Below are 14,031 nucleotides of genomic sequence, written 5' to 3'. Positions count from 1 at the left end.
AGCCTGCGTGATCCTCAGGAGATATAGCGGACGGGGCGTCGCCGTCGACCACGCGACCATTCACACCGCAACGTTCATTTTTCGCGCCGTTACTGCTGGAGTATTTAGGCGGCGCAAGCGTAGCGTGACCGGGCGACGCGACGTTCACAAGCTCCGGGCCAGCGAGTGATTCCTACCGCGCCATCGACCGCGTCGGCGACCATTCGAACTGTTCAAGGCTATGGATACCGGTTTCAGTAAAGCGCGACAGCAATTTCGCTAAATCCCGGACAGCGCTTTCGTTAGGTTCTGGATACTTCCCGGGGCGGATTTGAAGTCGATTCTCGGCTGCGTCGTCCTGGCATTTTGGTCTGTCAGGAAGAAGTTGAGAGGGGCCAAGGCAACGGCCGAAAGAGCTATAACCTCCTTGCAGAGCCAGCAGTTCAGGCTTGCTCTTGCGACTGTTTACCCCACCGTCAACCCTCTAAGGGCACGCTCCAAGTAAAAACAAGGATCGTCCTCCGACGAATCCGTACCGATACTCGCCATAGTACCAGCATCGCTATCCTCGACTTTGGAAAGATACTGTGTACCCCTGTCTGCTCTCTGCCACTTGTCGTTCTCATTCTTCGTCCACGCTTCGGGATGCTGGTTAGGATCAAGCACCCAGTGATTGCTACCCACGTGAACGAAACCCATTTCCGCAAGGCGGGGTTCCATGCCTTCTAAGGCTGGACGTGACAAAACCAACGGATGATCGCCGTCTATGCGAAGTTGATGTTCCAAAAGGATGTCGCCCGCGTTCTCAACCATCGGATGGGTAATCCGAAGATCTACTACGGACGTGATATCATTGCGCCCAAACTGTTGCTGAAACCGTTCTCCTTTAATCCGAACTGGTCCTCCCATCCTTAAGAGCCCGACAGTTTCGTCACCCAACTGATAGCTGAAAAATCGCGCGGGCTTGTCCGGATCATCGAAAGTGCTGGCATAGCCTCCAGCAACCGTTCCTGCGCGCTCGGCTTTTTCAGAAACGAAATCTGAGTATTCTTGGGGCTGCATCGCAATATGCCTGATGTCATTACCCAAAAATCGCCTCACCTCCTCCATGAAATCAGATCTACCGATCTCGGTAATTGGCGGCTCGGAAACGAGAGAGTATGGCGCCGTTGTAGCCGACGAGGAGCTATTCGGCTCCCCTGCAACCACTTCCGCGAGGCCGGGGCTGTCTTCTGGCTGTCCCGATTCATCAGCATAGTCGGCGTTCGTGAACGGACTGGATGATCCAACGATTCGGCCATACATCAGATTCGCTCTCCCTATCGACAGATTTAAAGACTCCGGCCTGGTGCCCAACCCATGGTGGGATACAGCCCAGCTGACCAAGTCCGAAGCAGAAGCGCCCAATCGACATCCGTAGTTCTAGCCACGGCCTCTATTCGGCGGTCGCCAGCGGCCTAACACTAAGCGGAGCCACCGGCAATTCCAAAGTCGAGGCCAGGAGATCAGGCGCCCTATCACGGTCGCGCTGGAGCGCCTTGCGACCTGCCTCAGCACCTCGCTTCTGTTGCCGCTGCCTGCCAGCTTGGACCCTGCCATCCAGCGTCTTGCTGGTCAAGAGAACGGTTGCCAATGCCATTGAGGCGAATCAGATGGGGGGCAGAAAGCCTTGGTGTCCCTGAACTCATTGCCTTCGGACACTAGCACCCGGTGCTGTGAAGGGCGGCACCGTGTGGACGTCCCCTATCCTTATCTTACCCCTCAACCTGCGCTCACGCTTGACGGCAAGCAAGTGCGCTGAGTAACCGTCTGCCGGAGGATCAAGCACACGACTTCGTCGCGCCTATGACGTTAGGCGCTCTCGTAGCGGGCGGCATCACGCTGTTCGCATCAAACGAGCCGACCAATCGCAATGCCGTTCATGGTGCGGCGGATGTCGAGATTGCGCCAATTGGGGAAACGCGGGCTCCTACCGGGCCTGCGCACCCGGAGCAGCGGGTACAACTCGAAATTAACGGTGAGCCCTACACGGCCAAGGTGGAGTTAACACCGAATCCCGACGTGGTGTTTGGCCAACTCAGACAAGCTTATCTCATCCATAACCCTCAAGACGGCTGAGGTGCGACGCCCTCCTCTTCCAAGCCACTGCGCGCCGTCACCTTGGACCCCCAGCCCCAATGCGATCCTCCACTTTCATTGTGGTGAATGTCGACCGCAGCGTCAGATGCTCGTCGATCGGCCAGAAGGATTGGCTGCCGTCGACCAAGTGTCGGCAGATGCAAGCCGGTCCCGCAAAGCTGCGAGCATCGCATCTTGTAGAGACGGCGATCAGGCTTTCCCTGTTCGAAGATGAGCCGACGATTGGCTTGGCTGAGGTGGTTGTCGGAATGCGGCCTGTCGCAAAGACTACGAAGCCGACGGGCGGGGCCGACAAGTTGTGGCCAAACCGCAAGGCGGGGGAATAGTCCGGTTTAAACCTGCGAAGAAATTAGCCGGCGCGCGCATCGGCGCGACGCAACTGGCGCAATGCCTCACCCGGCCTCGTGGAAGTGCGTCACCGGCCTAGATCTCCGTTTGGCACGGCACTTGCGCCGAATTTTCAGCGGCGTTCGACCGGAACGCAGCGACGGGAGGAGGAACAGTCCCGCCCCGATCCGGTCAGGGAGAGACATAATGTTAGTTCCAGGAGCCCGCAGCGCGAACGGCGCGCTTCGCAAGTCGTGTTTTGGCAGGCCATACGTCCAGGTGCTTGCCGCAATCATGCTCGGTATCGGACTCGGCCATTTTTATCCGGCAATCGGCGAGAGCCTGAAGCCGCTCGGCGATGCCTTCATCAAGCTCGTCAAGATGATCATCGCACCGGTAATCTTTCTGACCGTAGCGACAGGTATCGGCGGCATGAACGATCTCCAAAAAGTCGGCCGCATTGCCAGCAAGGCGATGGCCTACTTTTTCACCTTCTCGACGCTCGCGCTGATCGTCGGGCTTATCGTTGCCAACATTGTTCGGCCGGGCGCCGGCCTCAACATTGATCCGGCCTCGCTCGACGTCCAAGCCATCGTTGGCTATGCCACCAAGGCTCACGAGCAATCCGTCACCGGCTTCCTGATGAACATGATCCCATCGACAATTGTCGGAGCCTTCGCGGAAGGCAACATCCTGCAGGTCCTGTTCTTCTCTGTTCTGTTCGGCGTCGCGCTGGCGATGGTCGGAGACAGGGGCAAGCCTGTCTTTTCCTTGCTTCAGGCGCTTACCGTGCCCATTTTCAAGCTCGTTAGCCTTCTGATGAAGGCTGCCCCAATCGGCGCTTTCGGCGCCATGGCCTTCACGATCGGAAAATATGGTCTCGGGTCGATCGTCAACCTCGCGATGCTGGTCGGGACGTTCTATTTTACCGGCCTCCTTTTCGTGTTCGGGATTCTCGGCGCGGTCTGCCGCTACAACGGGTTCTCGATCCTTTCTCTGATCAGCTACATCAAGGAAGAGCTCCTGCTTGTGCTGGGGACGTCCTCCTCGGAGGCCGCGCTGCCCTCGCTCATAGATAAGATGGAGAAGGCGGGCTGCAACCGTTCGGTCGTGGCTCTCGTCATACCAACCGGATACTCCTTCAATCTGGACGGCACTAATATCTACATGACGCTCGCGGCGCTCTTCATCGCCCAGGCGACGAACACCGATCTGTCTATTGCTGATCAGATTCTCCTGCTGCTCGTTGCCATGCTTTCCTCCAAGGGTGCCGCTGGGGTAACAGGCGCCGGCTTCATTACGCTGGCTGCTACGCTCTCCGTAGTGCCGAGTGTTCCCGTTGCTGGCATGGCTCTGATTCTCGGCGTGGACCGCTTCATGTCTGAATGCCGGGCTCTGACGAATTTAGTCGGTAACGCGGTGGCATCGCTCGTCGTGGCCCGTTGGGAAGGCGAATTGGACCAAGCGCAGTTAGAAGCCGCCTTCCGCGGTCAACCGCTTTCGAGCCGTTAAGGCTGGATCGACAGTAACGCGTCAGCGGAGCGAGCTCGTCCTTTCCGTATCGATAGCCCCTGGGTCCAGCGGCGGACCCCCGTTCAAGGCGCTAAGTGCCGGGAGCGCAAATGCTGAGCGCCTGAGCGGACGAACTGCGTGTATCCGCACGGTCCTATGACGCCCTGCAGCAGTGGTGTTCAAATTTGCGTGCGATCATGAAGCATGCGGTGATCTTCGCTCTGCCGGGATGGTCGCCGAGCGTGCTGGATGTTAGTCCGATGGATCATGGCCAAACGTCCCACGATTAGCGATCTCGCCCGCGAAGCGGCAGTCAGCGTCTCAACGGTAGATCGGGTTCTGAACGCCCGACATCCGGTGCGGGAGGAGACTGCGCGACGCGTCTACGAGGCCGCCCATGCCATAGGCTATCACGCAGCCGGTCTCATCAAGCAGCGCTCGCAACGGGGCCTGCCGCAATATCGGCTGGGCTTCATCTTGCGAAAACCGGCCCAGCATTTCTACCAAGAGTTCGCGCGCGAAGTCGAATCGGCTGTCAGTTTGGCCCATCCCTTCCACGGCATCCCGCACATCGCATTCGCCCCGTCTCATGTGCCTGAGGATCTGATCGTTGTGCTTAAGGACCTTGGCAGGCGCTGCCACGCGATCGCCATGGTGGGACCGGACCACCCGAAGATCACGGCAACGGTGGAGGAGCTCAAAGCCAAGGGCATTCCGGTCTTCTCGCTGCTGTCCGACTTCGCCTCGGGCGTGCGCCAGGGCTATATTGGCCTTAATAACCTCAAGGCCGGGCGCACGGCCGCTTGGATGTTTTCCAAAGTCGCGAAACGTCCCGGCAAGGTGGCGGTGTTTGTCGGCAGCCATCGCTTCCAGGCGCATGAACTCCGCGAAACCGGTTTTCGTTCTTATTTCCGTGACAACGCACCGAGTTTCGAGGTGCTCGATACGCTCGTGAATCTCGAGAAACGGCAGATCACTTATGAGACCATGCTGGATCTCATGCACCGGCAACCCGAGCTCGTAGGTCTGTATGTGGCCGGCGGCGGGATGGAGGGGGCAATCTCCGCGCTCCGAGAGGAGGGCGAAGGTCAGGAACTCGTCGCCATCGTCAATGAAATCACGCCGGAGTCGCGGGCGGGGCTCGCAGAAAACATCGTCACCATGACGATGTCTACGCCACTGCGACGGCTTTGCCAGGAGTTGACCTTGGGAATGGCGAGGGCAATCGAGGCTGATACTCCCGAGACGCCCTGGCAGACATTTCTGCCGTTCGACATCCATCTGCCGGAAAGCATATGACGTGAGACCTGTCGTAAGTGACCGGATCCTTCCGCGGAGGAAACAAGTTCGGTTGAGTGTCCTGCTGTTTCGCTATGGCCGACGGCCGTCGGGCATGCCAAAGGATGCGAAAGCTCGCATCACGGCGCGGTCAGGGCGGACGTGCCACGCATCACAAATCGGCTGGCACCAGGGCGGCAGGCAAATGGTCTATCGGACGGCTCGGCGACGCCGATCACGTGAAATCATCCTGTGGGAGAAATCGCATCCGGGTCAACGAACGTAGTGCCCATCACCAAGTCCGATCTCGACTCGACCCGCAGTCGTCGTCGGAAAACGACGAAAGGCCTAGCCTTAGCGCGGAGGGCGAGATCGCCGCTCACAGGCCGGCTGATGGTGACCAGGCCGTCGCCCAACGACCCGTCAGGGTTTCTCTGACATTCCGATCGCAGCGCCTTTGGTCTGAGACGGACTCTGCCCGTCGACTTCGTTTCCGTTCTTGTCCTGGGGGTCCGTTGGAAGCGAAATAGGAGCAGATAATGGGCAAAATGCTGAACAAAACTCAACGATCTGACCCGGCTGCGAGCCGCAGAAATAGCCGCATAAATCGGGCGCAGACTGAGCGCGCACATTCTGTGAGTCCATGAGCGATATGCTGACAGCTCCGGCGCACGCCATCATGAGCACGGTTTTTCGATTCATGAGATATCCCTCTGATCTATCGCTTGATTGGCGCAACGGGGCGGAGCAAGAGCTAGCCAAATGACAGGAGCTCAACGTGAAGCGTAATTGAGATCCGGCATCATTGCAAACGAACATTCCCGCCACTCTCGGCGAAGTTGCATGGGTTGAGCTCATAAGCAGGCCCAACTTCCGATACCGGCGCGTGCCGTTAAAGCTGTGCTTGCCGGGCGGGCGTCCAGGGCTGAACGGCGGAGAAGTGGTACCGTTTTTCCCGCGGATGCGGCAGCCGTCATGGCTTCGACAGGTCGAGCACTCCAATCACTGCGGACGGCAGGCGCCGAGCTTGTTTACGACCGCGTCGCGAGGGGTTGTAGAAGGCGTTCGAGCCCTCGCCTGAGCAGGTTAGGTCCTCGACAGCCGTTCAGCTCGCGTGTCTCAATGCGGCCGCCTGATTCGCCATCGACTTTGCGGTTCGGACCACGAGATTCGCGAAGCCGCATCGACCGCTTTTTTGGCGATGCCTTCTTAGACGGCTCTTTGATGTGCGGGCGAGCACGAGCTTCCGGACCGGATCCAGACGAAATCACATGCACGCCGCCTGGCCGAGCGCTGGCCAAAGTAGCAGCGCGTCGTCGATTCCGGCGAACGGTTGCCGCGAGACCCGATGTGGGGCGTTCAGAAGGTCTAGGAGCGCCCTCGATGTGCTGGCGTCTTGCTTGGAGTAGCCATCTGGGACGCCTCCTGCAGCATTATGTCCCGCAACCAGATGCTAGCAGGGTCGCTGTTATGAATGGCGGGCCATTGGACGGCCTCGGTGAATGCGGGCAGTGGTGTCGCAAGATCAAAGACCCGCAAGGGGATCGTTTTCTCGAAATGCTTGACCAGCCGGAGGGGCATGACCGCCAAGCGATCTGTGCCTGTCACCAGGGGCGGGACCATGCTAAAGCCCTGCACGACGATCTCGACCCGTCTCCTAAAACCATGCTCGTGCAAAAGCCAGTCCTCGGGGACAGGCTTCTGCGCATGCCCGAACTTCACCGCCACGTGCTTCATCGAGAGGTATTTCTCGAATGCAAGGTGTCGTGGCAGCTGCTTGTTCGAGGGGCAGCCTACGCACACGAGCCTGTCGTCGAACAGCGCCATTTTCGGATGCGCGCTCGACATGAACATTTCCGGGACAATTAGAAAATCGACGTCACCGCGCCGGATAAGTTCAAAGGGATCGTCGTCGAGAGGCAGCAACTCGAAGCTGACGGCGGGTGCTTCCCGCGCGACACGCTCCACGACCTTTTGAAAAAACACGAATATGGCGAAATCGGAAAGAACGACCCTGAAGTGGCGATCGGATTGAGCCGGGTTGAAGGGCTCCAAAGATATGATCGAACCCTGAATCTGCCCGAGGACGGCGCGAACAGCTGGGGCGAGTGTTTCCGCGCGCGGCGTTAGAAAACGCTCGCGCCCGCTCATCGTAAATAGCTCATCACGGAAGTAATCGCGCAGCCGCGCGACGGCCGCGCTCATGGCCGGCTGACTTAAGTTTATGCGGCGTGCCGCCGTGGTCAGATTGCGCTCAGTCAGCAGCGCGTCGAGCACGACGAGGAGATTCAGATCAAGGCCCTTCAAACGCATGTCCTGAGCTGCCCCACAGCCTGAGCAATCCACAGCGTGGATGCGTTTCATTGAAACAAACGATTTTACCGATTTTGCAGAACTTTGCATAGGGAGAACTCAAGGATGTAAGCCTAAAGGTAGTTATCCATGTTTACGTTGGCTCCGAGCGGCAGTTCCTGGCTTAAGCTCTCTGGTGCGCGCCCGACATCAACCAAGTCGCATTTGCCTTGCGCCTAGGTTCTTCGATCATCTGCATAGCGTCGGCACAGCGCGACGAGCTCCCATGTGTAGGTGCTTACCTCAAGAAAGCATCAAGAAAGATGATGTCATTCATGCGCTTGCCGCAGTGGAGACAGTGCTTGGATATGAATTGAATCTTCCCGAATAAACTGGACCCTCGGGATTCTTCAAAAATACCTGTGGATCGACTTCGGCCCGTAGTTGGCCGGTGCAAAACCTGCGCATCGAGGACAGGCGCGCGGCGTTTTTCCGCTTGGAGGGCCAATGAGCGACTGGCCGTCGGGCACCCTGATGATCGGAACGGACCAGAGCTATGACGCACGTTGACTGCTTATGCGAAGTGCGCAGTGACGACCCTGAGGGCAGCGGCCGCCGCAGTGTTTATTTGACGTTTGACGACGGCCCCAACCCAGTTTTCACACCGGAGATTCTCGATGTGTTGGCAGAACAGCGGGTGCCGGCGACCTTCTTCGTCATCGGGGTCCACGCCTTGCAGCATCCGGATCTAATCCAACGGATGGTCGCAGAAGGGCACGCCGTAGGCAACCACACAATGACGCATCCCGATATGAGGAAATGCGGCTTCGGCGAAGTGCAGCGCGAGCTGTTTGAGACCAACGCGGCTATCCTGACGGCGTGCCCGCAGGCCTCAGTTCGCTATTTTCGCGCGCCCTATGGCGCCTGGAGCGAAGAAGTCTTCACAGCGTCACAGATTGCCGGGCTGGCGGCCCTCCACTGGTCCGCCGACCCCAGAGATTGGTCTCGCCCTGGGGTGGACGCGATTGTTGATACAGTGCTCACCTCGGTCCGGCCGGGCTCAATTGTGCTCTTGCACGACGGATGCCCTCCCAGCGAACTGACACAATGCACTGACGCCGGTCTGCGCGACCAGACGATCGCGGCTCTGTCCCGCCTGATCCCGGCTTTGCATGACCGCGGATTTGAAATCCGACCGCTCCCTCAACATCACTGAGTAATCGACATCCTATGAACCTGCTTGCCACAACCAGCACTGCTGCCATCTCGTGTTACGCCTTGCTCTCAGCTGCTTATAAAAGCATGCAGATGGCCTATGCTTTGCCGATGGATCACCTACCGGCGTCTGAGGACCCTGTCGTTTTCGACGTCCTGCCAAGCGTGGACGTCATCGTCCCCTGCTTTAACGAGGATCCGAGCGCGCTCTCGGCGTGCCTGGCGTCAATTGCGGGCCAACAATATATTGGAAAATTGCGCGTCTACGTAGTTGATGACGGTTCTGCAAATCGCGACGCTGTCCTACCTGTACACGACGCCTTTGCCGGGGACCTGAGATTCAATTTCATTCTGCTCCCCAAAAATGTCGGCAAGCGCAAGGCGCAGATCGCCGCGATACGGCGCTCATCTGGCGATTTGGTGCTCAACGTCGACTCGGACACGACAATCGCATCCGACGTCCTCACAAAACTCGCACGGAAGATGCGAGATCCGGCCGTCGGCGCAGCCATGGGTCAGTTGATCGCCAGCAACCGCAGCGACACGTGGCTGACGCGCTTGATCGATATGGAGTACTGGTTGGCTTGCAATGAAGAACGAGCGGCACAGGCTCGCTTTGGGGCCGTTATGTGCTGCTGCGGCCCATGCGCCATGTACCGCCGCTCCGCTCTCGTTTTGCTGTTGGACCAGTACGAGACGCAACTGTTTCGGGGCAAGCCAAGCGACTTCGGCGAGGACCGCCATCTCACGATCCTCATGCTGAAAGCGGGCCTTCGGACAGAGTACGTTCCGGACGCCATTGCCGCAACAGTCGTCCCGGATCGGCTAGGGCCGTATCTGCGCCAACAACTGCGCTGGGCCCGGAGCACGTTCCGCGACACTTTGCTTGCGCTGCACCTGCTGCCCAGCCTCAACCGCTACCTAACGCTGGACGTGCTCGGACAGAACCTCGGTCCGCTGTTGCTTGCGCTGTCGGCATTAACCGGGCTCGCGCAGTTCGCGTTGACTGGCGCAGTGCCTTGGGCGACCGGCCTGTTGATTGCAGCCATGACTGTCACGCGGTGCAGCGTGGCAGCCTATCGCGCTCGCCAACTTCGATTTCTCGGATTTTCCGCGCACACTTTCATCAACATCTTTCTCTTACTTCCCTTGAAAGCCTATGCGCTGTGTACGTTGAGCAACAGTGATTGGCTGTCCCGCAAGGTTGGCGACCTTCCCAAGGAGGGGGAAAAGCAGATCGTCATCGCACACGCGATCGCCGGACCAAACGCTGCAGCAAATCCGGAAAGTGCTGAGTCGATTTATGGGGCGGATCTTTCGGGCGGGTCTTCAAGGCTCACCACTGACGGCGTTTTCAGCAGCGATTGACCTTACATGTCGTGAGCCTGGGTAAGAATAATTGTCCGAGGCGGGAATTGGCCGAAGCGATCCGTAGCACTCGAGTCCAATCGGTTCGAGTGGAAGCGAGATCCGCAACCCTTCGATTGTCCCTCTCAAAAACGGCCTGTCACAAAAGCGGGGCCTACCGTTACGAACGCTTTCACGTAAGCTGCCGGCCGCCCGATCAGCTTCTTCAGCCCTGAGATAGACCCATGTCCAAAGTAGCAATCGAGTTCGCCGGCGTGAAGAAGTCATTTGGCAACAAGCTCGTTGTGAACGGGGTGTCCTTTACCGTTGCGTCGGGAGAGTGCTTCGGCCTCCTGGGGCCGAACGGCGCGGGCAAGAGCACGCTTGCACGTATGGTCCTCGGGATGACACGGCCCGACGCGGGCAAGGTCACGGTGCTCGGAGTGCCAATGCCAGCTCGAGGTCGCTTGGCACGCAAGGGCATCGGCGTGGTTCCCCAGTTCGACAATCTAGACTTGGAATTCACCGTGCGCGAGAACCTGTTGGTGTTCGGGCGCTACTTTGGCATGAGCACACGCGCGATCGAAGCCATTATCCCATCGCTCCTTGAGTTCGCCCGCCTTGAGAGCAAGGCGCATGCACGTGTCGCCGACCTGTCCGGCGGCATGAAGCGGCGCCTGACGCTCGCACGCGCGCTGATCAACGATCCGCAGTTACTCGTAATGGACGAGCCGACCACCGGCCTCGATCCACACGCGCGCCACCTCATCTGGGAGCGTCTGCGTTTCCTGCTGGCGCGCGGCAAGACGATCATTTTGACCACCCACTTCATGGAAGAGGCAGAGCGGTTGTGTGATCGTCTATGCGTCCTCGATCACGGCTGCAACATCGCCGAAGGCAGCCCCCATGCTCTGATTGAGGAGCATATCGGGTGCCCGGTCATCGAGATCTTCGGCGGCAATCCACAGGAGCTGAGTTCGCTGATCAGGCCATACGTTCAGCGCGTCGAGGTAAGCGGGGAGACGGTTTTTTGCTATGCGCCCGATCCGGAGCAGGTGCGCGCACAACTTCGCGGGCGCTCGGGTCTGCGTTTTCTGCAGCGTCCACCAAATCTGGAGGACGTTTTCTTGCGGCTGACCGGGCTAGAGCTGGAGAAGTGAACAATGGCTGACGATTTTACTGCGGTTCTACCCGCCAACGCGTGGAACTGGGCTGCGGTGTGGCGCCGCAACTATCTGGCATGGAGGAAGGTTGCACTTGCGTCAATTCTCGGTAGCCTCGCCGATCCCATCATCTCTCTCTTCGCACTAGGCACTGGCCTAGGACTAATGGTGGGTCGAGTCGAAGGCACCTCATACATTGCCTTTTTGGCAGCCGGCATGGTCGCGACGAGTGCCATGGTCGCGTCGACCTTCGAAACGATTTACGCAGCTTTCTCCCGCATGCACGATCGACGCATCTGGGAAGCAATCCTGTACACACAACTTACTCTTGGCGATATCGTGCTGGGTGAATTGGCGTGGGCAGCCACCAAGGCCTTTCTGGCCGGTACGGCAATTGCAGCTGTTGCAGCCGCGCTGGGCTATGCGGCGTGGCCGTCTGTCCTCTATGTGTTACCGGTCATAGGCCTCACCGGGTTCGCCTTTGCGAGCCTGGCCATGATCGTCACGTCGCTTTCGCCCAGCTACGACTATTTCGTATTCTACCAGACGCTCGTAATCACGCCCATGATGTTCCTCTCCGGTGCGGTCTTCCCGCTCACTCAATTACCCGGCGGCCTTCAGCGGGTAGCGCGCTTTTTGCCGCTGGCCCATTCGATCGACCTCATTCGCCCGGCGATGCTAGACCGCCCCGCCGCCGGCATCGGCCTGCACATCGGTGCGCTTTGCATCTACGCGGTGTTGCCGTTCTTCCTCTCGATGGCGCTGTTTCGCCGGCGCCTCATGCGTTGACACTATTCCCGAGATGCGAAGGAGATACACGATGCATTATGCTGGATGCAGCGGCTTGAAAGCGGCGCGGCATGCGACGCTCGCGTCGGCCTTTGGGAGGCGGGCGCGACTGGGCCGTCCATAGTGAGCGGATGCATGCGATCGAAAAGTGCCGCACGCTCGCAATCATCAGCTCGTGCTCATTTCGTAGAGCCTTTTAACGCCCGGCGGTCTGCCTCGGAATTTGCACTGGCTGCGACAGGTCTTTAGGATAGTCGAATGAATCAGCTCTACGACCTGAGGAAGGAGCCGAACGGGACATGGACCGTTTTTGATGCGAAAACCGGTCGGCCGGCCGAAATGGGGAGCCGCACCATGATCGGAATGACGATGACGGATGCGGACGAGATCGTCGTCTTTCTCAATTGTCACAATGCCCAACGCCGCAAAGCCGCTGAGGGCTGAACTTCGCGCTCGTAGCTCAAATGGATAGAGTTCCAGACTTCGAATCTGGCGGGTGCGGGTTCGAGTCCTGCCGAGCGCACCAGAATAACAGCATATGCTCGCGGCGCTGCTCATCTTGCATGGCCCGCCATTCTTCCCACGTGGCCTTTACCTGGACTTTTTCTCTATCGATCGCCTCGTGCCATGCCCGACACGGCAATCGGCGATTGGAGAAGCGGCAGAGCGGGACCGATGGCCTACGACATGCCGCTATTCAGCCTTAACGACACAAGCAACAGACGATCTCTGAGTTCGCTAACCCGATCGAGGTGAAATGCAACCAAGGCCGGTTTGGGCCGCCCCAAACTGCCTTGCGCCTCCTGACGCTCTATTGCGAACGCTCGACCGCGAATGTCGGAGCGTCATTGCCCTCACCGGCCTGGAGGAATTCCACGACGGCAGTAAGTAGCCGCTCGGCAATGATCCTGTTCATGGCGAATTGAACCGTACCGGTGTCGGTCTCCAGTTCGAGCAGTCCGATCAGTGGCTCGGCCGACAACAGCGTCGTGTCAGCCGCGAGCAGTTTGGTGAACCCGGTTTTGCTTGGCTTGCCCATTCGGCCAATTTAGCGTGCCGCAGTGAAGCCCGCCAGCGCGGTCCGGCGCTACAGGCAGCGCGATACGGTCGGGGTGGCCGCCTGCCTTCTAGGGCGTAGTGACGATTTAACGGTTTGGGATTCCCACGGAGGCGCAAATCAGATTCAACGCTGACTTTGGAGGTCGGCGATGGACTGTGATGCGCTTCGGGACGATCAGTGGGAACGGATCAAGGGATTTGTGCCTGGCGGCACGAGAGGCAAGCGCGGACCACGCACGAACAATCGGCGATTTCTGGATGCGCTGTTGTGGATGGCCCGCTCAGGTGGGCGCTGGCGTGATCTGCCCGAGCGGCTCGGCGACTATCGATCCGTGAAGCGGCGCTACTATCGCTGGATCGAAATGGGCGTTCTCGACGAGATGCTTATGGTTCTTGCTCGCGAAGCCGATCTGGAATGGCTGATGATCGACTCGACCATCGTGCGCGCTCATCAGCACGCCGCCGGCGCACGCCGGTCAAAAGGGGGGCAGATGCCCAGGGCCTGGGTCGGTCTCGCGGCGGCCTGAGCACCAAAATCCACGCCGCAGGCGATGCACTCGGGCTTCCGGTTCGCCTGATCGCAAGCCCAGGGCAGCGCAACGACATCGCCTATGCGCATGAACTCATCTACGGCTTCCAGGCAGAATGCACAATTGCCGACAAAGGCTATGACGCCAATCATCTCATCGACAAGATTGTTGAGATGCAAGCCGCAATCGTCATTCCACCGAAGCGAAACCGAAAAGATCAGCGTCCTTACGACGCCGATCTCTACAAGGAGCGCAACATCATCGAGCGCTTCTTCAGCAAGCTCAAACAGTTCCGCCGCGTCGCAACCCGATACGACAAGCTGCTCGCCAACTTCATGGGCTTCGTCAAGCTCGCAGCTATCGCAATTTGGCTCAAATAGTTAAATCGTCACTACGCCCTA

General features: G+C 58.8%; 11 protein-coding genes, 1 tRNA gene and 1 pseudogene. 9 read left to right on the top strand and 4 right to left on the bottom strand.

Annotation, left to right across the window (positions count from 1 at the left end):
* Positions 1-444: 444 nt before the first annotated feature.
* Both MESCI2_RS0124515 and MESCI2_RS1000000138980 read right to left on the bottom strand, forming a co-directional pair.
* A complete protein-coding gene (locus tag MESCI2_RS0124515; RefSeq protein ID WP_027038830.1) occupies positions 445-1,284 on the bottom strand; it encodes a hypothetical protein in 840 nt (279 codons plus the stop codon).
* 834 nt (positions 1,285-2,118) lie between these two features.
* A pseudogene (locus MESCI2_RS1000000138980) lies at positions 2,119-2,360 on the bottom strand (hypothetical protein); the annotation flags it as partial.
* 292 nt (positions 2,361-2,652) lie between these two features.
* Here MESCI2_RS1000000138980 and MESCI2_RS0124495 point away from each other — a divergent pair.
* Complete coding sequence (locus MESCI2_RS0124495) at positions 2,653-3,957, top strand: dicarboxylate/amino acid:cation symporter (RefSeq protein WP_032901309.1); 1,305 nt, start codon at positions 2,653-2,655, stop codon at positions 3,955-3,957.
* Positions 3,958-4,224: 267 nt separating this feature from the next.
* Complete coding sequence (locus MESCI2_RS0124490) at positions 4,225-5,256, top strand: LacI family DNA-binding transcriptional regulator (RefSeq protein WP_027038825.1); 1,032 nt, start codon at positions 4,225-4,227, stop codon at positions 5,254-5,256.
* Positions 5,257-6,603: 1,347 nt separating this feature from the next.
* Here the strand turns inward: MESCI2_RS0124490 and MESCI2_RS0124485 are convergent.
* On the bottom strand, positions 6,604-7,548 hold the full coding sequence (locus tag MESCI2_RS0124485) for a LysR family transcriptional regulator (RefSeq protein ID WP_027038824.1): 945 nt from the start codon (positions 7,546-7,548) through the stop codon (positions 6,604-6,606).
* A gap of 535 nt (positions 7,549-8,083) precedes the next feature.
* On the opposite strand from MESCI2_RS0124485, the gene nodB reads away from it, so the two are divergent.
* The 6 genes from nodB to MESCI2_RS0124455 all read left to right on the top strand — a co-directional run bounded on the left by nodB (position 8,084) and on the right by MESCI2_RS0124455 (position 12,567).
* Positions 8,084-8,743 (top strand): chitooligosaccharide deacetylase NodB, encoded by a 660-nt coding sequence (gene nodB, locus MESCI2_RS0124480; protein WP_027038823.1) that lies wholly within the window; start codon positions 8,084-8,086, stop codon positions 8,741-8,743.
* 14 nt (positions 8,744-8,757) lie between these two features.
* Positions 8,758-10,110 (top strand): chitooligosaccharide synthase NodC, encoded by a 1,353-nt coding sequence (gene nodC, locus MESCI2_RS0124475; RefSeq protein WP_027038822.1) that lies wholly within the window; start codon positions 8,758-8,760, stop codon positions 10,108-10,110.
* 224 nt (positions 10,111-10,334) lie between these two features.
* Positions 10,335-11,249: a nodulation factor ABC transporter ATP-binding protein NodI gene (gene nodI / locus MESCI2_RS0124470; protein WP_027038821.1), complete on the top strand. Its 915-nt coding sequence runs from the start codon at positions 10,335-10,337 to the stop codon at positions 11,247-11,249.
* A gap of 3 nt (positions 11,250-11,252) precedes the next feature.
* A complete protein-coding gene (locus MESCI2_RS0124465; protein ID WP_027038820.1) occupies positions 11,253-12,041 on the top strand; it encodes an ABC transporter permease in 789 nt (262 codons plus the stop codon).
* Positions 12,042-12,299: 258 nt separating this feature from the next.
* Complete coding sequence (locus tag MESCI2_RS0124460) at positions 12,300-12,485, top strand: hypothetical protein (protein ID WP_027038819.1); 186 nt, start codon at positions 12,300-12,302, stop codon at positions 12,483-12,485.
* Positions 12,486-12,490: 5 nt separating this feature from the next.
* A tRNA-Arg gene (locus MESCI2_RS0124455) sits at positions 12,491-12,567 on the top strand.
* 285 nt (positions 12,568-12,852) lie between these two features.
* Here the strand turns inward: MESCI2_RS0124455 and MESCI2_RS0124450 are convergent.
* A complete protein-coding gene (locus tag MESCI2_RS0124450) occupies positions 12,853-13,080 on the bottom strand; it encodes a hypothetical protein (RefSeq protein WP_027038818.1) in 228 nt (75 codons plus the stop codon).
* Between the two features lie 169 nt (positions 13,081-13,249).
* On the opposite strand from MESCI2_RS0124450, the gene MESCI2_RS1000000137370 reads away from it, so the two are divergent.
* Positions 13,250-14,010 (top strand): IS5 family transposase gene (locus MESCI2_RS1000000137370; RefSeq protein ID WP_155936645.1). Its coding sequence is split into 2 segments (ribosomal slippage): positions 13,250-13,589 and positions 13,589-14,010, totalling 762 coding nucleotides; the frame shifts between segments, so codons are not numbered across the junction.
* Positions 14,011-14,031 lie beyond the last annotated feature (21 nt).

Source organism: Mesorhizobium ciceri WSM4083 (assembly GCF_000519305.1).
Lineage (GTDB): Bacteria > Pseudomonadota > Alphaproteobacteria > Rhizobiales > Rhizobiaceae > Mesorhizobium > Mesorhizobium ciceri_B.
This window is presented reverse-complemented; position numbering and strand designations above follow the sequence as displayed.

What these genes read in the sequence shown, in the direction of transcription:
- MESCI2_RS0124515 (WP_027038830.1), bottom strand. Translation starts at nt 1,284, where the DNA reads ATGTATGGCCGAATCGTTGGATCATCCAGTCCGTTCACGAACGCCGAC.
- nodB (WP_027038823.1), top strand. Translation starts at nt 8,084, where the DNA reads ATGACGCACGTTGACTGCTTATGCGAAGTGCGCAGTGACGACCCTGAG.
- MESCI2_RS0124460 (WP_027038819.1), top strand. Translation starts at nt 12,300, where the DNA reads ATGAATCAGCTCTACGACCTGAGGAAGGAGCCGAACGGGACATGGACC.
- MESCI2_RS0124495 (WP_032901309.1), top strand. Translation starts at nt 2,653, where the DNA reads ATGTTAGTTCCAGGAGCCCGCAGCGCGAACGGCGCGCTTCGCAAGTCG.
- nodC (WP_027038822.1), top strand. Translation starts at nt 8,758, where the DNA reads ATGAACCTGCTTGCCACAACCAGCACTGCTGCCATCTCGTGTTACGCC.
- MESCI2_RS0124465 (WP_027038820.1), top strand. Translation starts at nt 11,253, where the DNA reads ATGGCTGACGATTTTACTGCGGTTCTACCCGCCAACGCGTGGAACTGG.
- nodI (WP_027038821.1), top strand. Translation starts at nt 10,335, where the DNA reads ATGTCCAAAGTAGCAATCGAGTTCGCCGGCGTGAAGAAGTCATTTGGC.
- MESCI2_RS0124485 (WP_027038824.1), bottom strand. Translation starts at nt 7,548, where the DNA reads ATGCGTTTGAAGGGCCTTGATCTGAATCTCCTCGTCGTGCTCGACGCG.
- MESCI2_RS0124450 (WP_027038818.1), bottom strand. Translation starts at nt 13,080, where the DNA reads ATGGGCAAGCCAAGCAAAACCGGGTTCACCAAACTGCTCGCGGCTGAC.
- MESCI2_RS0124490 (WP_027038825.1), top strand. Translation starts at nt 4,225, where the DNA reads ATGGCCAAACGTCCCACGATTAGCGATCTCGCCCGCGAAGCGGCAGTC.